The following is a 20,799-nucleotide window of genomic DNA, read 5'->3' as shown; positions in this document are numbered from 1 at the left end:
CTCAGGTATTGCCGGGTGCGGCGACCAGGCGGCCTGCCGCATCGAAAACGAAGACATCATTGGGATCGAGCACGGCGTCGATGGTCTGGCCGGGCTCGAACTCGTGCACGCCGTGCAACACCGCAACCCATTTCGATCCGTCGCGGGTCAGATGCACGAAACTCTCCGAACCGGTGATTTCGGTCACCGTTACCGTGGCATGGAAGGCGTGGCGATCGGCCTGGCCGTTGGCGAGCGCGAGCTGATGCGCGCGAAAGCCGACCCGGTAGGCGCCGTCCGCCAGCGACGAATACAGACCCGAGGCCGGCGACGCCGCGCCGCCGGCATATTGCACAGAGCCGTTCTTCTTCTCGATGCCGACGAGATTGAGCGGCGGGTCGGAGAATACCTGGGCGACGCGCAAAGTCTGCGGCCGGCGGTAGACGTTGGCGGTCTCGTCGATCTGGAGCGCCTGTCCCTGCCACATGCACACCGTGTTGCCGCCGAGCAGCAACGCCTCGGTTGGCTCGGTGGTGGCATAGACGAAGATCGCGCCGGAAGCCTCGAAGATGCGCGGAAGCTCGGCGCGCAGCTCCTCACGAAGCTTGTAGTCGAGATTGGCGAGCGGCTCGTCGAGCAGCACGAGATCGGCGCCCTTCACCAGCGCGCGCGCGATCGCGGTGCGCTGCTGCTGGCCACCGGAAAGCTGGAGCGGCGTGCGCTTCAGGAACGGCTCGAGCCTGAGCAGCCTTGCCGCTTCCGCCACGCGCGCCTCGATTTCAGCGCGCGGCTTGCCCTGCACACGCAAGGGCGACGCGATGTTCTCATAGACTGTAAGCGAGGGATAATTGATGAACTGCTGGTAGACCATCGCGACCGAACGCTTGCGCACGTCGGCGCCGGTGACGTCCCCCCTTGCCGTTGACCAAGATCTTGCCCGAAGTCGGCTTGTCGAGGCCTGCGAGCAGCCGCATGATCGAGGTCTTGCCCGACAGCGTCGGCCCGAGCAGCACGTTGAGCGTACCGCTCTCGAGCGTCAGCGAGACGTCGCGGATGTGCGGGACGCCGTCGACAGTCCGGGTCACGTGATCGAGTGTCACCGTCATGAGCGTCCTCCGGCTTCCAGCAGGGGACTTTGCTGCACGGCGTGGGTCCTGATCCAGTCGTCAAGCGCCGCGATCTCGTCGGCACTTAGTCGCAGGCCGAGCTTTGAGCGGCGCCAGACGATGTCCTCGGCAGTGACGGCCCATTCGTTGGCCATGAGATAGCGGACCTCGCGCTCGCTCAGCGTCGCGCCGAAGGCCTGGCCGAGATCGGCCGCGGATTTCGCATCCCCGAGCAGCTTGATCGCCTTTGTGCCATAGGCGCGCGCGAGCCGCCGCGCATGCTCGTGGCTGAGGAAGGGATAGCCGCGCTGAAGCTCCGCGATCAGGCCGTCGACATCGGACACGCCCATGTCGCCGCCGGGCAGCGGCCATTTGCCGGTCCAGCCCTCGCGCGCTTTCGCACTGCGAAGATAGGGCGCGAGCCGCTCCAGCGCCTCCTCGGCGAGACGGCGGTAGGTCGTGATCTTGCCGCCATAGATCGACAGCAGCGGCACGCCGCCGGGCGTGTCGAGCTCGAACACGTAGTCGCGCGTTGCGGCCTTGGCTTCGCTGGCGCCGTCGTCATAGAGCGGGCGCACGCCGGAATAGGTCCAGACCACGTCGTCAGGCGTGACAGGCTTGGCCAGATATTCGCTTGCCGCCGTGCAGAGATACTGGATCTCCTCGGCCGTCGCCTTCACCTTGGCGGGATCGCCGTCATAGTCGCGGTCGGTGGTGCCGATCAGCGTGAAATCGTCCTGGTACGGGATCACGAAGATGATGCGGCCGTCGGCGTTCTGGAACATGTAGGCGCGGTCGTGATCGTAGAGTTTTTTCACGACGATGTGCGAGCCCTGCACCAGGCGCACCTTAGCTTTCGCGTTGACGCCGGCGCCACGGCCGAGCACGTCCTCAACCCAGGGCCCGCCGGCATTGACGAGCGCGCGAGCCTGGATCGACGAGCGCGCGCCGGTCAGCGTGTCGATCATGCTGACGGTCCAGATGCCGTCGGACTGCTTGATATCCGTCGCCCGGGTGCGGGTGCGGATCTCGGCGCCCTTGTCGGCGGCGTCGCGCGCGTTGAGCACGACGAGACGGGCGTCATCGACGAAGCAGTCGGAATATTCGAATGCGCGGGTATAGCGGTTCGGGATCAGCGGGCGACCGACCTCGTCACGCCTGAGATCGACCGAGCGGGTCGCCGGCAACAGATGGCGGCCGCCGATATGGTCATAGAGGAAGAGGCCGAGGCGCAACAGCCAGGCCGGTCGCAGGCCTGCATGGTGCGGCAGAACGAAACGTAAGGGGCGAATGATGTGGGGCGCGATGCCCCAGAGGATCTCGCGCTCGATTAGCGCCTCGCGGACCAGGCGAAACTCGTAATATTCGAGATAGCGCAGGCCGCCATGCACCAGCTTGGTCGACCAGGACGACGTCCCGCTCGCCAAATCATTCATTTCGCACAGGAAAACACTGTTGCCGCGGCCCACCGCGTCGCGCGCGATGCCACAGCCGTTAACACCGCCTCCAATGATGGCGAGGTCGAAAATACGCTCCAACAGACGCATCCCCCGGCGAGTCGCTCGTTCCTTCGAGCGCCTACTTTCGCTTTTGATTAGATCACACCGAAAAACGAAAGCAAGACGAAAGAGAAGGGGAAGGAAGTGAAAGCGGACCTTTTTGATGGGCAGGTAGACGCGGAATTGAGCAGCCTGGGCCGGCAATTCCAGCGGCAAAAGCACCCTTTGAATGCTTAGCTTCAGAGAATTATAGTCATAGTAGTCATATTGGTGGATATTCTCATGGCCGACTCCAACACTGCACCCGATGCGCTTCCAACCGATGACATCTGGACGCTTGCCAACGCCAAGGCACGGCTTTCCGAGGTGATCGACCGCGCCCAGTCCGGCCCGCAGGTCATCACCCGTCACGGCAGGCCCAATGCGGTTGTCGTTTCCGCCGAGGAGTGGGCGCGCAAGACGGCGCGCAAAGGCACGCTGGCCGAATTCCTGCTGGCGTCGCCATTACGCGGCGCCGACCTCGATCTTGAACGCATGCACGACACGCCGCGCGACGAGATGCCGTGAACTTGCTGCTCGACACCAACGTGCTCTCGGAGGTTCGGCGGCCGGCGCCTTCCCCGAAAGTTTTGGCGTGGCTCGATACGATCGACGAGGACCGCGCCTTCATCAGCGTCGCTTCGATCGCAGAGCTTCGCCGTGGCATCGCACTGCTGGATGACGGCGGCCGGCGCGCGGCACTGACTGCCTGGCTCACGCATGATCTGCCGGAGCGTTTTGCCGGACGCATCCTGCCGATCGACCATGCGGTCGCCGAGCGCTGGGGCGATCTGATGGCGCAGAGCCGCCGCAGCGGCATCGCTCTGTCCGTGATGGATGGACTCTTCGGCGCGACCGCGCTCGCAAACGACCTCACACTCGCCACACGCAATGTGAAGGATTTTGCGGCATTCGGCGTCGTGCTGCTCAACCCGTGGGACGACGTATAAGACGTCGGCCGACCCAAAACTCAGGGCAGCAGCCCTGCCGCCCTGTAAGCCTCGATCGCCTGATCGTAGACCGCGATGTCGCCTCGCCCGCGCGCGACGAGCTGTGCGCCCTCGACGGCCGCGAAGATCGCGAGCGCCCGCTGCTCAATCGCTCCCGTTGCCGCCTTCTTTCCACGCGACAGCAATTTGACCAGCCACCGGATGTTGACATCGGTGAACCTGTCGACCTCAGCTCTGACTTCGGCCGGCAAGTCATCGTGCTCGGCGGCCATGATCCCGCACAGGCACATCCTGTTGTCGTTCGACAGCGCGGAACGGAAGACGTCCGTATACATCCTCAGGCAGGCCCCGACGTCCTGCGAGGCTTCGAGGAACCCGTCGAAGATCTCGATCGCCTCGTCGGCATAGCGACGCGCAAGCGCGGCGCCAAGATCGCCCTTGGTCGGAAAATGATAGTGGACGCTGGCGCTCTTGACGCCCACCTCCTTCGCCAGGTCGCGAAAGCTCAGGCCGTTGTAGCCGCGCGCCTGCACCATCGCGCGAGCCGCATCCATGATCACCTGCTTGGTATCGGCCGTCATCGTCGCCCCCAACTATCTATCGATAGATAGCCCTTGACCCCGCCAATGCAAAGGTCTCATATCGGCTGCCTATCTATCGATAGATAAAGGAATGTTCTCATGAAAATCTACGACCGGCCCGGATTTCCCAATTCCTCGCGCATTCGCATCGTCCTTTCCGAAAAGGGACTCGACGACCGGGTCGAGTTCGTCAGCGTCGATTTGATCGGGGCAGAGCACAAGCAGGCGCCGTTTCTCGCGATCAACCCCTCGGGGAAAATCCCGGTGCTCGAACTCGATGACGGCACCTTGATCTCGGAGTCGACGGCCATCACCGAATATCTGGACCATCTCGATGGCCATCCGGTCCTCACCGGCAGGACACCGCGCGAGAAGGCGGTGATCCACATGATGCAGAATCGCGCCGAGGCCGAGCTCATGGGCGCGGTCGACGGCTACTTTCACTATGCCACGTCGGGCCTCGGGCCTGCGATGCAGCCCTATGTGGCTCCGGAATGGGCCGGCAGGAAGGAATGGGGTGAGCGACAGCGCGCCAGGGTCATCCGCGGCATGAATTATTTCGACGGCGTCCTGAAGAACACACCGTTCGTTGCCGGCGACGCCTTCTCGATGGCGGATATCACGGTCTTTGCGAGCCTGGACTTCGCTGGCACAGCGGGGATATCGATTCCCGATGCGTGCAAATCCCTCATCGCCTGGCGGGAAAGAGTATCAAATCTGCCAAGCGTCAAGAACCGGACAGGTCGAGATTTCCTGCCGGAGGACCTGAAGCGTTTTGGTCTGTGAACTGCAGCGTGATGTCAGCTCCGGATCGATCGCAGCCATCTAACGCAACCGAAGGACCGGCGCGGCCTCTTGCGCCGGTTCGGCCGCCTCATCGATATCCGCCCCCTTCGGCATCGCTGCCATCACCTCGATGCCCTTGGCATGGCAAATCGTGGCGAGGCGCTCGGGGAGTTCCTGATCGGTCACGAAGGTCTGGATCTGGCTGATATGGGCGATGCGGACCGGCGCGCTGCGGCGAAGTTTTGTGGAATCCGCGACCAGCATGACGCTGCGGGCGTTGGCGATGATGGCTTGCGCCACCTGGACCTCGCGATAGTCGAAGTCGAGCAGCGCGCCTTCCTCGTCGATCGCGGACGCACCGATGATGGCGTAGTCGACCTTGAACTGGCCGATCAGCTGCGTCGCGGTCGAGCCGACCACCGCACCGTCGGCGCGCCGCACCGTGCCGCCGGCAACCACCACCTCGATGCGGGGATGGCGGTAGAGCAGCATGGCGACGTTGAGATTGTTGGTGATGACGAGGAGGTCCTCGTGCGAGGTCAGCGCGCTCGCGACCTCCTCGGTCGTGGTGCCGATGTTGATGAACAGCGAGCAGCCGTTCGGGATCAGCGATGCGGCCGCGGCTCCAATCGCCTTCTTTTCGTCGGCGGCGACGAAGCGCCGCGCCTCATAGGCGAGGTTTTCGACGCCGGAGGCGATGATAGCGCCGCCATGGATACGGGTCAGCGAGCGGCGCTCGCAGAGATCGTTGAGATCCTTGCGGATGGTCTGGGCCGAGACCTCGAACCGGCGCGCCAGCTCCTCGACCATGACGCGGCCCGAAGCCCGCGCGATGTTGAGGATTTCGGCTTGGCGATGAGTCAGTCCGGTCACGACAATAGCCTCAAGTCAGGAAGCCGCATGGTGCGGCGGTTCGCACGTTCGGTCAATGCGCGTGCCGATCACGGTTAACGGACCAACGTCCTCACCACGCCATCGTGGCGGCGAGGCGCGCCAGCAGTGTCGGATCGTCGTAAGCGCTGGCGGAAGCGACCGCGCCGGCGGCAACAAGGTCGGCGTGGCCGAGAGTGGTGCGCATCCCGATGGTCGGAATGCCGGCGGCCGCGGCCGATTGCACGCCGGAGCGGGAATCCTCGAACGCGATCGAGGCCGCCGCGCTGGCGCCGGCGAAGCGCAGCCCTTCCTGATAGGGCAGCGGATGCGGCTTGCCGTGCGGCAGCTCGTCGCCGATCACGATCGCCTTGAAGCGGTCCGTAATGCCGAGGCCCGACAGCAGCAGTTCGGCGTTGAGACGCGGCGCGTTGGTCACGGCCACCATGGGAATGCCGGCGCTATCGGCACGGTCGAGCAGCGCCATCAGGCCCGGAAGCGGCACGATCTGTCCAGCCACCAGGTCACGAAAGATCGCCTCCTTCTCGCCGAGGATTGCAACGCGACGTTCCGGCGATTCGTCCGGCAGAAATCGCTCCCCGATCGACACATTGGAAAAACCCTGGAGCTCGCGCTTGAAGCGCTCCTCATCCACAATATGGCCGCGCGGGGCGAACACGCGATGGAACGCCTCGCGATGAAGGAAATCCGTGTCGGCCAACGTGCCGTCGATGTCGAACAGCAGCGCCCTGCCCATCGCGTCGATCATGTCCGTACTTTCCCAAATGCGCAGCGCATTGATGCGAAAGACGTATCAATACACCCTCGATCGCGCAATGACACATCCACATGACGGAGATGCGCCACTCGACAAAGTCGCGCGCGGCTGCAACACTGGCTGCAAGATCAAAAAGGAGGAAACGATGACGATCAACCGACGCGATCTGGCTCTCTCGACTCTTGCCGTCTCGGCGCTTGCTGTCTCAGCTGTCACGACACCGGCGCTGGCGGCATCGGCGGACGAGGAAGCCGTGGCGAAGAAGGTCGAGGCCTTCCGTCTCGCCCAGATCGCCGCCGATCCCAAGGCGCTCGGTGCGCTGTGCTGGGACGATGTCAGCTACAGCCATTCCAGCGGCAAGGTCGAGGACAAGGCAACCTTCGTCACCAACGCCACCGACGGCAAGTCGAAATTCCTGTCGATCGAGTACAAGGACCCGACCATCAAGGTCGTCGGCCCCGCCGCGATCGTGCGCTTCCATTGGGTGGCGGAACAGGAGATGGCGGCAGATGGGAAAAAAGTGCCGACCAACCTTCACATCCTGATGAACTGGCAGAAGCAGGGCGACGACTGGAAGCTGCTCTCAAGGTCGGCGACGAAGTTGTGAACAACGGCTCTTCCCTCTCCCCCTTGTGGGAGAGGGTGGGGCTTCGCGAAGCGAAGTCGGGTGAGGGGTTTCTCTCCGAGAACGAATCTCTCGCTTCTGAATCTGCTGAAACGTCCCCTCGTCCGGCGCTTCGCGCCACCTTCTCCCATAAAGGGGAGAAGGGAAGGCAGAGTTCGCGGCAAAAGATTCCTACCTCTCGCGCTACGCGCGACCCGAAATGACCAGCGGGACTACTACGCCGCTTCCTTCACATCACCGTTAACCAGCTTGCGCGCGGCGCGCTCGGCTTCGCGGGCGTTGCGGAAGAGCTGGCCTTCAAGGCGGTTGAAGCGGTCGGATGAGGCGAAGAAGCAGTAGCCCCCTTGAGAACGAACGACGATACCTGCGGTCTGCGAATTGACTTCGATGATGTAGCTGTCCGGCATGGCCCTTAGATTCCTCAGTGCGGGCAAATAACGGCATCGGTGCCCAAAGGTTCCTTGAGCAAATCAGCCAGTTTCCACCCGAATCGACGGGAAATTGAGTACGCCGGGACCTCATCCATTTTATGACTTGTTCTTGGCGAAGACGCGACGATGGCAGGCGCAACGCCGCGCGGTCATGCGTCGCGCGCGGTTACGTCGCGATTGGTGGATCGTTTCTCTGGATCGTTTGCGGACGGCCGTCGTCGTCGATCGAGACGTAAGTGAAATTGCCGGTCGGTCACCAGGATCGGCTGGAGCTCCCTGCGCCGCAGCGCCCAGGCTTCGAGATGCACGGTCATCGAGGTACGGCCCACGCGAACGAGATTGGCATAGACCGAAACCAGATCGCCGACATAGACCGCTTTGCGAAAATTCATCGCTTCGATTGCGACGGTCACCGTGCGCGACTTCGCGGCTTTTGACGCAAACACGCCGCCGCCGACATCCATCTGGCTGAGCAGCCAGCCGCCGAAGATGTCGCCGTTTGCATTGGTGTCGGCGGGCATCGCCAGCGTGCGGATGCAGAGATCGCCGCTCGGCCCGGTATTGGCTTGTTCGTTCATGCCTCTCTCACTTGAAATTTGCTCACTTGAAATATGCTCATTTGAAATTGTCCCAGCCCGGATCCGGCGCAAAGCGCTCGCCGAATCTCCCGGCCAGCGCGCGCAAGGTGGATACGACATTCTCCACGCCGCGCGTGCGCGCATAGTTCAACGGACCACCACGGAACGGTGCATAACCGGTGCCGAAGATCATGGCGCCGTCGACCATGTCGGCATCGTCGACGATACCCTCGCGAAGCGCCGCGACGCAGACGTTGGACATCGGCAGCACCAGCCGGTCGATCATCTGCTCGGTGACGCGGGGGCCGGTTTCCGGCAACGGCGCCTTCTCCGCCTTGCCGTCCTTCCAGGTGTAGAAACCCTTGCCGGTCTTGCGGCCGAGTTCGCCCTTGGCGACCTTCTCGCGCAGCCAGGCCGGCGTCGGCGGCAGCAGATCGCCGAACTTGGTGCGCAGCATGTCGCCGACATCAATGCAGATGTCGAGCCCGACCTGGTCGGCCAATTCGATCGGCCCCATCGGCATGCCGAACTGCTCGGCTGCGGCATCGATCAGGCGCTGGTCGGTCTTCTCGTCCAGCATCACCATCGCTTCCAGCATGTAGGGCGTCAGCGCGCGGTTGACGAGGAAGCCGGGCGAGCTTTTCACCGACAGCGGCAGTCGGTCGATGGCGCCGACGAAGGCGAGCGCTTCCTTGAGCACCTGCCCATCGTTGCCGCCATGGCTGACGATTTCGACCAGTTGCAGCCGCGACACCGGATTGAAGAAATGCAGGCCGACGAGGCGTTCCGGCCGCGCCAGCGTCGTGCGCAGGTCCTGGAGCGGAATGCTCGAGGTGTTGGTCGCAAGGATCGCGCCCGGCTTCATCTTCGGCTCGATACTCGCATAGACCTTCTGCTTGAGCTCCAGCTTTTCCGGCACCGCTTCGATGATGAGATCGGCGTTGCGGACACCCTCGCCGTCCAGATCGGGGATAAGGCGATCGAGCGCGTCGCGGACATCGGTGGACTTCCGGATGATCTTGCCAAAAAGATCGGCGGCGCGCTTGACCGCGCCCGCGATCGGCTCCGCCTTCATGTCGGCAAGCGAGACGCGCAGCCCCTGCCCTGCACACCAGGCCGCGATGTCCCCGCCCATGGCGCCAGCGCCGATGACGTGAACCTGCTTGACCGTGTTGCCGGGGCCTGCCGCCTTCTTCATCTGCTCGCGCAGGAAGAACACGCGGACCAAATTCTGCGCGGTCGGCGTCACCATCAGCTTGGCGAATGAGGCCTGCTCTGCCCTGAGCATCGCGGCTTTGCTGCCGCCATGGGTCTCCCAGAGATCGATCAGCGCGTAAGGCGCGGGATAGTGCTCGCGGGACGCAGCCTTCGCAGCTTCGCTGCGCATGCGCCTGGCAAGGAGCCCCCGCACCGGTCCGAAATTGGCGGCGCGGGTGAGAATACCCGGGCGCGCCCGCTTCAACCGGCCAAACAGCGCATCCTTCACCGCATTGCTGACATGGCGCTCCTGCGTCACGGTGTCGACGAGGCCGAGCGATTTGGCGCGGCGCGCGTCGATGGTGCGGCCCGTCAGCATCAACGCCATCGACTGGGCCGAATTGACCAGCGCGGTGAAACGCGCTGTGCCGCCGAGACCAGGATGAAGGCCGAGCATCACCTCCGGAAAGCCGAAGCGCGCGCCGTCGATGGCGATACGCGATTGGCAGGCGAGCGCGACCTCGAGCCCGCCGCCGAGACAGAAACCATGGATGACCGCGACGGTCGGCAGCCTCAGCGCCTCCAGATGATCGACCACCGCATGCGCGGCGCGGATCCGTATCTCCACCATTGCGGGATCGCCGGCGCCGCGGAATTCGTTGACGTCGGCGCCGGCAATGAAGCCGGACGATTTTGCGGAGCGGATCACGAGCCCGGCAGGACGCTCGGTCTCGATCGCCGCGAGCACGGTGTCGAACTCCTCCATCACATCCGAGGACAGCGTGTTGGCGCTGGCATCGGCGCGGTCGAACAGCAGCCAGGCGACACCGTCGGCATCGCGCGTCAGCTTGAAGTTCTTGTAGGGACTGTCTGACGCCGGCTTCGGCCCGAGCGTGAGGACGCGATCGCCGAGCGCGGTCATGATCCTGGAATCCATGGTCACACCGCCTCGATCAGCATGGCCCCGCCGAGTCCGCCGCCGATGCACTCAGTAGCAACGCCACGCCGCGTGCCGAGCCGCTTCATCGCATTGACCAGATGCAGCACGATGCGGTTGCCGGAGGTGCCGACGGGATGCCCGAGCGAGATGGCGCCGCCGTCGACATTGAGCTTTTCGCGGTCGATCTCGCCGGCCGCGCCGTCGAGCCCCAAAATCTCGCGGCAGAATTTGTCGTCATTCCAGGCGGCAAGGCAGCCGAGCACTTGCGTGGCGAAGGCCTCGTTCAATTCCCAGGTCTCGACATCCTTGATGGTGAGGTTGTTGCGCTTCAGTAGCGGCGTCGCCGACATCACGGGACCGAGCCCCATGATAGCAGGATCGAGCGCGGCCCAGTTGCTGTCGACGATAACCGCCTTCGGCGTCAGCTTGTATTTGGCGACCGCTTCGTCGGAAGCCAGGATCACCCAGGACGCACCGTCGGTGATCTGCGAGGAGTTGCCGGCGGTGACCTGGCCCCAGGGACGCTCGAACACCGGTCTCAGTTTTGACAGCGTCTCGGCCGACGAATCCGGACGCACGCCATCGTCATGGTCGAAGAATTTGCCGTCACGGGCGAATGCGATCTCGACCTCGCCCCTCAGAAAACCCGACGTCTGCGCATGCGCAAGCCGGCGATGGCTCTCGGCGGCGTAAGCGTCGGACTGGGCGCGGGTGATACCGAAGAGATGGCCGACGACTTCGGCGGTCTGGCCCATGTTCAGGTCGGTGATGGGATCGGTGAGACCACGCTCGAGCCCGATGATCGGCTTGAGATAGCGCGGCCGCAATTTGAAAGCAGCGGCAAGCTTCGCGGCCACGCCCTTGGCGGCGGCAAGGCCGGCGAACCAGCGCACGCCGGAATTCGGCCAGACCAGCGGCGCATGACTCAAGGCCTCGGTGCCGCCGGCGAGGATCATGTTGGCATGACCTTCGCGGATGTAGCGGTAGGCGGTGTCGATCGACTGCATGCCGGAGCCGCAATTGATCTGCACGGTGAAGGCGACCATGTCCTCGCCCATGCCGAGCCGAAGCGCGGCGACGCGGGCCGGGTTCATCTCGTCCGCGATCACGTTGACGCAGCCGAGGATGACCTGGTCGAAGGTATCAGGCGAAAACGGCTGGCGCGCCAACAGCGGCCGGCCGCATTGCACGGCGAGATCGACCGGCGTGAACGGACCCGGCCCCGAACGCGCTTTCAGAAACGGCGTTCGGCTGCCGTCGACGATGAATACCGGTCGTGCCATCAGCTCGCCGCCCTTTGGTCACCGAGTTCCTGGAAGAACTGATGCACGTCGCCGGTTTTCTTGTAAATCGGCGATAGCGCCTCCGGCGCAAAATCGTCGACCTCGATCACTTTTGCGGCGGCTTCGCGAGCCGCGGCGAGCTGCTCGCCCTCGGCCTGCGTGATCACGCCCTTGGCGACCGCATCCTTCCAGTCGCTCATATGCGCCGCGCGCATGCGCTTGGCGATGGCGTCCGTGCCTGCGACCAGCTTGAACGCGCGCTCCAGCCGGGCAAAGCCGCCGTCGTCGTCGACATGGGCAAGATCCGGCGTAAGGCGCTCGCGCGCCGCCGAGGGCTCCAGCACCAGGCTTGCACATTGGTGCACGACGCGATCGGAGGGACCCAGCACCCGTGCGCCGAACGGCTGGACCACCAGCTTGAGAAAACCGGCGACAAAGCGGTTCGGCAAATTGGCGAGTATCTCCGCGAGCCGGTTCTCGATGGTCTTGAAGCCCGTCGCCATGCACCATTCGAGCGCGGCAAAATCCTCCTTCTGCCGGCCCTCGTCCTGCCAACGTTTGAGCGCGGCAGAGAGCAGATACAGCTCGGACAGGATGTCGCCGAAGCGCGCCGACAGCATCTCCTTGCGCTTGAGCGCGCCGCCGAGCGTCAACAGCGCCATGTCGGCGCAGAGTGCAAACGCCGCCGAATAGCGCGAGAGCTGGCGATAGAATGGCGTGGCGTCGCCGGCATCGGGCGCTGGCGCGAAAGGCACCGAAGGTCCAGCTCCGGCCGAAGGCGCGCAACAGCGTCTCGAAACTATGGCCGACATGCTTCCAGAACGCCTTGTCGAAGGCGGTGAGCCCGCGTTCACGGTCGGTATCGGCAAGCGCATTCATCTCGTCGAGCAGATAAGGATGCGCGCGGATGGCGCCCTGCCCGAACACGATGAGATTGCGGGTGAGGATATTGGCACCCTCGACGGTGATGCCGACCGGGACAGCGCGGTGGAGATTGCCGAGATAGTTTTGCGGACCGTCGATCACGGCCTTGCCGCCATGGATGTCCATGGCGTCGTCGACCGCGGTGCGCATCCGCTCGGTCGCGTGCAGCTTCATGATGCCGGAGATGACGGCGGGATGGACGCCAGCGTTCAGCGCGGCGCAAGTGAGCCGCCGTGCCGCGTCGAGCTGATAGGCGGTGCCGACGATGCGGGCGAGCGGCTCCTCGACGCCCTCGAACTTGGAGATGGAGATGCCGAACTGCTCGCGGATGCGGGCATAGGCGCCGGTGGTGCGGGCGGCATAGGCGGCGCCGGCCGCGGACAGCGATGGCAGCGAGATGCCGCGGCCGGCGGCGAGCGCCGTCATCAGCATCTTCCAGCCCTGCCCCAACCGCTCTTGGCCGCCGATGACATAGTCGAGCGGGATGAAGACGTCGTGGCCCCGGTTCGGGCCGTTCTGGAACACCTGCATCGACGGCAGATGGCGATGGCCGATTTCGACGCCGGGCAGATCGGTCGGGATCAGCGCCACGCTGATGCCGAGCTGTTCCTGATCGCCGACGAGATGATCGGGGTCATGGGCTTTGAAGGCGAGGCCCAAGAGCGTCGCGACAGGCCCGAGCGTGATGTAACGCTTGTGCCAGTTGAGCCTGAGGCCGATGACCTCGCGGCCCTCGAAATCGCCCTTGCAGATGATGCCGGTGTCGATCATCGAGGCCGCATCGGATCCGGCTTCCGGGCTGGTGAGACCGAAGCAGGGAATGTCGTGGCCGTCGGCAAGACGCGGCAGCCAGCGCTGCTGCTGCTCCTTGGTGCCGAAGTGCATCAGGAGCTCGCCGGGGCCCAGCGAGTTCGGGACCATCACCGTCACCGCGGCGGCGATCGACCGGGTCGAGATCTTGCGCACCACTTCCGAATGCGCATAGGGCGAAAAGCCGAGGCCGCCAAACTCTTTCGGAATGATCATGCCGAAGAATTTTTCGCGCTTGATGAAGGCCCACACGTCCTGCGGCAGGTCGCGCAATTCCCAAAATATCTTCCACTCGTCGAGCATGGCGCAGAGCTCGTCGACGGGGCCGTTGAGAAAGGCCCGCTCCTGTTCGGTTAGCGTTGCCTGCGGGACCTTCAGCAGCTTCGACCAATCAGGGTTACCGGTGAAGAGATCGGCGTCCCACCAGACGTCGCCGGCCTCCAGCGCCTCCCGCTCGGTGTCCGACATCGCCGGCAGCACGCCGCGCGCCCAGGAGAAGATCGGCTTTGTGATGGTATCGCGGCGGAAGCTCATAGCGGACCTCGTGCATCGGCGCGGTTGTCGGGCATTTTAGCGAAAAGTGGCCGGCGGAGGTGAACACTTCGCCTGCGAAAATACGCGAATTGACGCGGCCGGGCGGCCGCCCAGAGGCTATAACGGCCGGGGCGTGGTGGCAGTTCCGGGAGGGGGCTAGGCGACGAGGTCGGCCGGGCTAATCCGGCCGCACCATCTCGAACATATTTTCCGGCTTGATCTCGAAATAATCACCGCTGCGGCCGGCGCGGACAATCGGGCGGGCGGCGGCGGTCTGGTAGACGCCGTCCTTGATCATGGCCTTGTCGATGTGGACGGCGACGACTTCGCCGAGCGTCAGCCAGGCATTGGCTTCCTTGCCGTCAGCGCCCTTGAGGCGGACGATATCCGCCACCTTGCATTCGAAGGCGACGGGGCTTTCGCCGACGCGCGGCACGTTGACGAGCTTGCCGGGCACGGCGGTCAGGCCTGCAATCTTGAACTCGTCGACCTCAGGCCCGACGTGGGCGGCGGTCGCGTTCATGTGCCTGGCCAGGTCCATCGTGGCGAGATTCCAGACGAACTCGCCGGTCTGCTGGATGTTCGCGACGGTGTCCTTCCAGTTGGTGGAGGAGAAGCCGATGATCGGCGGCACATAGCAGAACGCGTTGAAGAAGCTGTAGGGCGCGAGATTGACGTGGCCGTTGGTGTCGCGCGACGAAATCCAGCCGATCGGCCGCGGCGCGACGATGGCGTTGAAGGGATCGTGCTTGAGGCCGTGGCCCTTGGCGGGCTCGTAGAAGTGCAGGTCTTTGTCGGTCACGCTGGCTTTTCCCCGGTCCTTGTGCCCGGATTGCGCTTCGCTCCATCCGGACTACGTCGGCCTGCTTATAGGAGGAAATCCGCCGCCGCGTCAGTGCCGCGGGGACAATCCCGCGATGACGAAATCGATCATCTGGTCGATGGTCGGACCCGGCTTGGTGGCGCACTGGGCGATCATCTGGGGGTGGAAGAAGCGCATCATCGCGGTGCAGGCGCAGAGCGCGGCCAGTTTCAGGTCCGGGGCCTCGAACTCGCCGGAGGCCGCGCCTTGCGCGATCATCTGGCCGATGACCCCGGCAATGCACTCCATGTGGTTGACGCAGACGTCCCAGTCCTCCTGCATCGCGATCTCGACCATCTCGTGCAACTTGGAATCGCCGACATAGCGCTCGGTGTTCATGCGATGGATGGTGGAGAGCAACTCGCGGAAGCGCGGGAGTACCGGACCCGGCCTCGCCACGATCCGCTGCGCTTCCAGTTCGACCTCGCACATCAGCGAGCGGGCCACCGCCTGATGAATCGCCTTCTTCGATTCGAAGAAGCGATAGACGTTGGCGGGGCTCATCTTGAGCTCCTTGGCGATGTCCCCGACCGTGGTCTTGAGATAGCCGATCTGGCGGAACAGCCGTTCGGCCACCTCGAGAATACGATCCCGGGTGTCGCCTTCGATATGTTCCGAAACCAGTGTCATCTGTCAGGACTCGTCAATCAGCAGTTCATCTTCACTTATTCAGCCGCCTCAGCAAGCGGAATTGCGTGCTCGTCATCGCTCCCATGCTGCGGTGCGGCGGGCTGCTCGGGGGTGCCTGCCTCATCCAGGCTCTTGCGGAACCAGAGGGCGTAGAGGCCCGGCAGGTACAGCAGCGTCAGGAAGGTCGCAACGAACAGTCCGCCCATGATGGTGATCGCCATCGGGCCCCAGAACGCCGAGCGCGACAGCGGGATCATGGCGAGGATGGCGGCGAGCGCCGTCAGCACCACCGGCCGGGCACGGCGGACGGTGGCCTCTACGATCGCCTCGCGACGGGTCAAGCCATGAGAAACGTCGGTCTCGATCTGGTCGACCAGGATCACCGCGTTGCGCATGATCATGCCGGCGAGCGCGATCAGGCCGAGCAGCGCCACGAAGCCGAACGGAGCGTTGGCGATGTTGAGCCCGAGGGAGGCGCCGACGATACCGGAGGGGTGCGGTTAAAAACACCAGGATCAAGCGGGAGAAGCTCTGAAGCTGGAACATCAGCAGCGTCAGCATCACCATGACCATCAGCGGGAAGAGAACGAAGATCGAGGCGTTACCCTTGGCGGATTCCTCGAACGCGCCGCCCGCCTCGATGCGGTAGGCCGGCTCGAGGTTGTCCGTGATCGCCTTCAGCTTCGGCGTGATCTGGCCGGTGACGTCAGGCGCCTGCACGCCGTCGACGACGTCGGAGCGCACAGTGATCGCCATGTCGCGATTGCGCCGCCACATGATCGGCTCCTCGTGGCCGTATTCGATCTTGGCGATCTGCTGGAGCGGCACGGCAACGCCGTTACGCGAGGTGATGGTGAGATCACCGACGCCGCCGAGGTCGAGGCGTTCGGACGGGATCGCACGGGCGACCACGGCCACCTTCTCGATACCGTCGCGCACGGTCGTCACCTGTGAGCCCGAGATCAGCATCGACAGTGCCTGCGACACGTCCTGCGGCGTCAGGCCCATGGCGCGGGCGCGATCCTGGTCGACGACGAGCTTGAGGTAAGGTGACTGCTCGTTCCAGTCGAGCTGGACGTCCTTGACGCTCTTGTTCTGCCGCATGACGTCGCGGACCTGGTAGGCGATCTCGCGCACCTTGTTGGCGTCGGGGCCGATCACGCGGAACTGCACGGGAAAGCCGACCGGGGGACCGAAATTGAAGCGGTCGACGCGCACGCGGGCCTCGTTGAGCGCGCCGTCGGCGACGGCGTTTTCAAGCTTGGCCTTGATACGCTCGCGCGCCTCGACGCCCTTTGCGACGATGACGATTTCGGCAAAAGCCTCGTTCGGAAGCTGCGGATTGAGGCCGAGCCAGAAACGCGGCGAGCCCTGCCCGACATAGGCCGTATAGGTCTCGATGTCCTTGTCGTCCTTGAGCAGCGTCTCGGCCTTCTTCACCGCCTTTTCCGTGACGTTGAAGGCGGTGCCCTCGGGCAGGCGAAGCTGGAGGAACAGCTCGGGGCGCTCGGACAGCGGGAAGAACTGCTGCTGGACGTGGCCGAATCCGACGATCGAGGCGATGAAAACGCCGACGGTCGCGACCACCACGGTGATGCGGTGGTTGACGCACCATTGCACGATGGCGCGCAGGCCCCGATACATGCGGGTCTCGTAGACCGCGTGCGGATCGTGATTATGGTGCACCTTGATGTTGGGCAGCAGCATGACGCCGATATAGGGCGTGAAGATCACCGCCACGAACCAGGACGCGACCAGCGCAATCGCCACGATCCAGAAGATGCTGCCGGCATATTCGCCGACCGCGGAATTGGCAAAGCCGATGGGGAGGAAGCCAGCGGCCGTGACCAGTGTTCCCGTGAGCATCGGAAACGCAGTGGATTCCCAGGCAAAAGACGCCGCACGCATGCGGTCCCAACCCTGCTCCATCTTCACCACCATCATCTCGACCGCGATGATGGCGTCATCGACGAGCAGGCCGAGCGCGATGATCAGCGCTCCCAGCGTGATGCGGTGCAGGTCGAGCGACATCGTGTTCATGACGACGAAGACGATGCCGAGCACCAAGGGCACCGACAGCGCGACCACGATTCCGGTGCGCCAGCCGAGCGCCAGGAACGACACGAACAGCACGATGACGAGGGCTTCCATGAAGGAGTGCACGAATTCGCCGACGGCGTGCTCGACCACCTTGGGCTGGTCGGCGATCAGCTTGACATCGACGCCCTGCGGCACCGCCTTCATGAATTCAGCCGTCGCCTTCTCGACCTCCTTGCCGAGATCGAGGATGTTGGCGCCCTTGGCGGTGACGACGCCGATGCCGATCGCGGCCTTGCCTTCCTGGCGCACGATGAAACTCGGCGGGTCGACATAGCCATGGGTGACGGTGGCGATGTCGCCGAGACGGAACACGCGGCCATTGCTCTCGACCGGGGTTTCGGCCACGGCCTTGGCGCCGTCGAGCGCACCGGTGACGCGCAGCGGCACGCGCTGCGACGAGGTCTCGACCGTGCCGGCCGGGGTCACGTTGTTCTGCTTGGCGAGCGAATCGAACAGCGCCTGCGGCGTGATGCCGAGGGTGGCGAGCTTGGCGTGCGAGAACTCGACGAAGATGCGCTCATCCTGGTTGCCGTAGACGTCGACCTTGGTCACGCCGGGCACCTTCAGGAGGCGCTGCCGAAAACCCTCCGAGACCTTCTTGAGCTGCGCATAATCGGCACCGTCGCCGGTCATCATGTAGAGGATCGAATCGACGTCGGAGAACTCGTCGTTGACGACGGGGCCCAGGATCCCTGCGGGCAGTTGGGCCTGCACGTCGACCAGCTTCTTGCGCAGCAGATAAAAGAGATACGGCACATCCTTCGGCGGCGTGGAATCGCGGAAGGTCACCTGGAGCGCGGTGAAGCCGGGCTTGGAATAGGTCTGCACCTTCTCGAAGTAGGGCAGCTCCTGGATCTTCTTCTCGATGGGATCGGCGACCTGGGCCTGCAGTTTCCTGCGCGGTCGCGCCCGGCCAGATCACGGAGACGTTGACCACCTTCACCGTAAAGAACGGATCCTCGGCACGGCCGAGCTTCTGATAGGAGAAGAACCCGGCGATGCCAAGTATGACCATCAGGAACAGGACCAGGGTCGGATGGCTGACGGCCCAGGCCGAAAGATTGAAGCGCTTCATCGCACTCTCCAAAGATGATCCGGTTGCAAAAAAAGGCAGCTACTCTGTTCAACGCGTCGTCGCGAGGCAGCGAAGCAATCCAGGGGGCTGGGCAGGTTCTGGATCGCTTCGCCGCTTCAGCCCCAGCATTTGCGCTTAGGCCGAAACTCACCTCACACGACGTAACTCGTAAACGAGACTTAAAAGGACAGTGACGATACGATCCGCACCCTCTGGCCCGGATCGAGCTTCTGAACGCCGAGGGCGACGATCTTGGCGCCCTCTTCGACACCGCCGCTGATGACGACGTCGTTGCTCTCGTAGGACTTCACCGCGCAGACCGGCTTCAGCGTGACCGCGCCGTTGTCGTCGACGACGAAGAAGGACGGCTTGCCGCCTTCGTTGAACAGCGCCGACAGCGGCAACCGCGCGACGCGCTCGGTCGCGGCATCCGACAGCGTCAGTGTCGCGGTCATGCCGAGCGAAACCTTGTCGTCGGCCTCGGGCAGCGAGAATTTTGCGAGATAGGTGCGCGTGGCGGAATCCGCGGTCGGCGCGATCTCGCGCAGCTTGGCCGTATATTTCTTGCCCGGCTCCGACCAAAGAGTGACGCTGGCGGCGCCCGACTTGGCACGTCCGACCAGCGTCTCAGGGATCGCGACGACCGCTTCCTTTTCGGCAAAGCGGGCGACACGGATCGAGGTCTGGCCTGCGGCAACCACCTGGCCTGGCTCGATCAGCGTTGCGGTGACGACGCCACGGGCGTCGGCGTTGAGCGTCGCGTAGGAAAGGGAATTATTGGTCAGCTCGACCGAGCGCTCGGCCCGATTCAGGCGCGCACGCGCCTCGTCGGCGGAAGCGCGGCTCTGGTCGAGCTGAGCGTCGGTGGTCCAGCCCTTGGCCTTCAAATCCTTGGCGCGCTGCTCGGCGGCGGCGGCCTGTGCCAGCACGCCGGTCGCAGCGGTCTGCTCGGCGACCGCTTGCTCAGCCTGGAGCTTCAGGTCGATCTCATCGAGGGTCGCGAGCGGCTGGCCGATCTCGACGGTCTGGCCGACCTCGACCAGGCGCTTGGCAACCTTGCCGGCGACGCGAAAACCGAGATCGCTCTCGATCCGCGGCCTGACGGTGCCGACGAAGCTGCGCTCCGGCGTTTCGGCATCATAATGGGCGGTTGCGACCAGAACCGGCCGCGGCGGCTCGGCCTTTTCAGCAACGGTGTCATTGCACCCGCCCAGGGCGACAGCCATCAACGCCAGCGACACACCCGCCAACAGCTTGGAATAGCTCGACAAAACTGACCGGACGAACATCGGAGAACACTCCTGCGGCTGCAATGAGAGGAATGTCGACTAATCACTGATGAAAGTCAATAATCGTCAGTCATCAGGAAAGCGTGATCGTTAAAGGATGATAAGATTCCGTGGATTGGCGGAACTCTCTTCGCCTGATATGGTTACATGTAACCAAACGGAGAGAACTATGCCGTCCTCTTCTAAGCCGAAGTCGTCGCGAGCGAAGGTCCGCAAGCATCGAGAGCGGCTGCGCGCGCAGGGGCTCCGTCCGATCCAGATCTGGGTTCCGGATGTACGTTCAGCCTCTTTCAAGGCGGAAGCCCATCGCCAATCATTGGCGGTCGCATCGAACCCGCATGAGGATGAGGATCAGGCTTTCGTCGATGCGATCTCCGATTGGCCTGGCGAGACAGAATAACCTGTGAACAGCGCAGGGAATCTCGTCGGCAGGGCCTCAGGCCCGAAACAGTTTCGCAGCAGGCTTTGGCCCAAACTCGCTCCCACTGAAATTCATCTGCGCGCGGACGAAGGTCCAGCAACTGAGCGTGCCCAGCATGGCGGTTCACGAACCCAATGAAGAGAGGCGAAGTTTGGACAGCAGCAGGCGCAAAGGACTACGGAGGGAAACCGCGTCCGGTCATCGTCGTGCAAGACGACGATTTTGACGCAACGGAATCGATCACGGTTTGCCCAATAACAACGTTCGAAACTGAGGCACCACTCTTCAGATTGCAGGTCGAACCGAACGATCGCAACGGCCTCCGAGTGGCATGCCGCCTGATGGTCGACAAGATCACCACGGTACCGAAATCCAAGATGGGCATGCTGATCGGGCGGCTCGACGACGGGGATCTGTTGCGCCTCAATCGCGCCATGCTGGTGTTTCTCGGGCTGGCTGGCTCACAAAAATCCCGCGGCACAGGTTAGCGATCCGTGCGCCGGAGCAGCTTC

The 20,799-nt window shown here is 63.8% G+C and carries 17 protein-coding genes and 4 pseudogenes; 6 read left to right on the top strand and 15 right to left on the bottom strand.

Going from position 1 to position 20,799, the window contains the following annotated elements; translation table 11 throughout:
- Position 1: 1 nt before the first annotated feature.
- Both ACVWW3_RS01720 and glpD read right to left on the bottom strand, forming a co-directional pair.
- A pseudogene (locus ACVWW3_RS01720) lies at positions 2-1,085 on the bottom strand (ABC transporter ATP-binding protein).
- A complete protein-coding gene (glpD, locus tag ACVWW3_RS01715) occupies positions 1,082-2,632 on the bottom strand; it encodes a glycerol-3-phosphate dehydrogenase (protein WP_456651084.1) in 1,551 nt (516 codons plus the stop codon). The pseudogene ACVWW3_RS01720 and the gene glpD overlap by 4 nt, the downstream one beginning before the upstream one ends.
- 234 nt (positions 2,633-2,866) lie before the next feature.
- Between glpD and ACVWW3_RS01710 the strand changes: the two genes are divergently transcribed.
- Positions 2,867-3,151: a type II toxin-antitoxin system Phd/YefM family antitoxin gene (locus ACVWW3_RS01710; protein WP_456651085.1), complete on the top strand. Its 285-nt coding sequence runs from the start codon at positions 2,867-2,869 to the stop codon at positions 3,149-3,151.
- On the top strand, positions 3,148-3,573 hold the full coding sequence (locus ACVWW3_RS01705) for a PIN domain-containing protein (RefSeq protein WP_456651086.1): 426 nt from the start codon (positions 3,148-3,150) through the stop codon (positions 3,571-3,573). Before ACVWW3_RS01710 ends, ACVWW3_RS01705 begins: the two co-directional genes overlap by 4 nt.
- Before the next feature lie 20 nt (positions 3,574-3,593).
- Here the strand turns inward: ACVWW3_RS01705 and ACVWW3_RS01700 are convergent, their stop codons facing one another.
- Entirely contained in the window at positions 3,594-4,109 is a 516-nt protein-coding gene (locus ACVWW3_RS01700; RefSeq protein ID WP_456651087.1) for a TetR/AcrR family transcriptional regulator, read from the bottom strand.
- A 144-nt stretch (positions 4,110-4,253) separates the two neighbouring features.
- Between ACVWW3_RS01700 and ACVWW3_RS01695 the strand changes: the two genes are divergently transcribed.
- Positions 4,254-4,940 (top strand): glutathione S-transferase family protein, encoded by a 687-nt coding sequence (locus ACVWW3_RS01695; protein WP_456651088.1) that lies wholly within the window; start codon positions 4,254-4,256, stop codon positions 4,938-4,940.
- A 39-nt stretch (positions 4,941-4,979) separates the two neighbouring features.
- On the opposite strand, the gene ACVWW3_RS01690 is transcribed toward ACVWW3_RS01695, so the two are convergent.
- On the bottom strand, positions 4,980-5,813 hold the full coding sequence (locus ACVWW3_RS01690) for a DeoR/GlpR family DNA-binding transcription regulator (RefSeq protein ID WP_456651089.1): 834 nt from the start codon (positions 5,811-5,813) through the stop codon (positions 4,980-4,982).
- A 91-nt stretch (positions 5,814-5,904) separates the two neighbouring features.
- A complete protein-coding gene (locus ACVWW3_RS01685; protein ID WP_456651090.1) occupies positions 5,905-6,579 on the bottom strand; it encodes an HAD family hydrolase in 675 nt (224 codons plus the stop codon).
- 154 nt (positions 6,580-6,733) lie between these two features.
- Between ACVWW3_RS01685 and ACVWW3_RS01680 the strand changes: the two genes are divergently transcribed.
- Positions 6,734-7,195 (top strand): nuclear transport factor 2 family protein, encoded by a 462-nt coding sequence (locus tag ACVWW3_RS01680; protein ID WP_247340470.1) that lies wholly within the window; start codon positions 6,734-6,736, stop codon positions 7,193-7,195.
- A gap of 233 nt (positions 7,196-7,428) precedes the next feature.
- Here ACVWW3_RS01680 and ACVWW3_RS01675 read toward each other — a convergent pair whose 3' ends face one another.
- From ACVWW3_RS01675 to ACVWW3_RS01630, 10 genes and pseudogenes are all read right to left on the bottom strand, one after another.
- Positions 7,429-7,620, bottom strand: coding sequence for a hypothetical protein (locus ACVWW3_RS01675; RefSeq protein ID WP_247440723.1), 192 nt, complete (start codon positions 7,618-7,620; stop codon positions 7,429-7,431).
- A gap of 190 nt (positions 7,621-7,810) precedes the next feature.
- Positions 7,811-8,222, bottom strand: a pseudogene (locus ACVWW3_RS01670) (acyl-CoA thioesterase).
- A 37-nt stretch (positions 8,223-8,259) separates the two neighbouring features.
- On the bottom strand, positions 8,260-10,356 hold the full coding sequence (locus ACVWW3_RS01665) for a 3-hydroxyacyl-CoA dehydrogenase NAD-binding domain-containing protein (RefSeq protein WP_456651091.1): 2,097 nt from the start codon (positions 10,354-10,356) through the stop codon (positions 8,260-8,262).
- A gap of 2 nt (positions 10,357-10,358) precedes the next feature.
- Positions 10,359-11,642 carry an acetyl-CoA C-acetyltransferase gene (locus tag ACVWW3_RS01660; RefSeq protein ID WP_456671830.1) on the bottom strand — a complete coding sequence of 428 codons (1,284 nt, stop codon included), beginning with the start codon at positions 11,640-11,642 and terminating at the stop codon, positions 10,359-10,361.
- Entirely contained in the window at positions 11,642-12,454 is an 813-nt protein-coding gene (locus ACVWW3_RS01655; protein ID WP_456671829.1) for a DUF1974 domain-containing protein, read from the bottom strand. Before ACVWW3_RS01655 ends, ACVWW3_RS01660 begins: the two co-directional genes overlap by 1 nt.
- Positions 12,378-13,910, bottom strand: a pseudogene (locus ACVWW3_RS01650) (acyl-CoA dehydrogenase); the annotation flags it as partial. The pseudogene ACVWW3_RS01650 and the gene ACVWW3_RS01655, both read right to left, overlap by 77 nt.
- Before the next feature lie 178 nt (positions 13,911-14,088).
- On the bottom strand, positions 14,089-14,712 hold the full coding sequence (locus ACVWW3_RS01645) for a flavin reductase family protein (RefSeq protein WP_247340480.1): 624 nt from the start codon (positions 14,710-14,712) through the stop codon (positions 14,089-14,091).
- 90 nt (positions 14,713-14,802) lie between these two features.
- Positions 14,803-15,402 carry a TetR/AcrR family transcriptional regulator gene (locus ACVWW3_RS01640; RefSeq protein WP_247340482.1) on the bottom strand — a complete coding sequence of 200 codons (600 nt, stop codon included), beginning with the start codon at positions 15,400-15,402 and terminating at the stop codon, positions 14,803-14,805.
- A gap of 35 nt (positions 15,403-15,437) precedes the next feature.
- Positions 15,438-18,577: pseudogene (locus ACVWW3_RS01635) on the bottom strand (efflux RND transporter permease subunit).
- Positions 18,578-18,756: 179 nt separating this feature from the next.
- Complete coding sequence (locus tag ACVWW3_RS01630) at positions 18,757-19,866, bottom strand: efflux RND transporter periplasmic adaptor subunit (RefSeq protein ID WP_456671828.1); 1,110 nt, start codon at positions 19,864-19,866, stop codon at positions 18,757-18,759.
- A gap of 97 nt (positions 19,867-19,963) precedes the next feature.
- Between ACVWW3_RS01630 and ACVWW3_RS01625 the strand changes: the two genes are divergently transcribed.
- Together ACVWW3_RS01625 and ACVWW3_RS01620 are read left to right on the top strand one after the other, a co-directional pair.
- Complete coding sequence (locus ACVWW3_RS01625) at positions 19,964-20,266, top strand: antitoxin MazE family protein (protein ID WP_456671827.1); 303 nt, start codon at positions 19,964-19,966, stop codon at positions 20,264-20,266.
- Positions 20,267-20,421: 155 nt separating this feature from the next.
- Positions 20,422-20,775: a type II toxin-antitoxin system PemK/MazF family toxin gene (locus tag ACVWW3_RS01620; RefSeq protein WP_456651095.1), complete on the top strand. Its 354-nt coding sequence runs from the start codon at positions 20,422-20,424 to the stop codon at positions 20,773-20,775.
- Positions 20,776-20,799 lie beyond the last annotated feature (24 nt).

The organism is Bradyrhizobium sp. LM2.9, from assembly GCF_054056555.1.
This window is presented reverse-complemented; position numbering and strand designations above follow the sequence as displayed.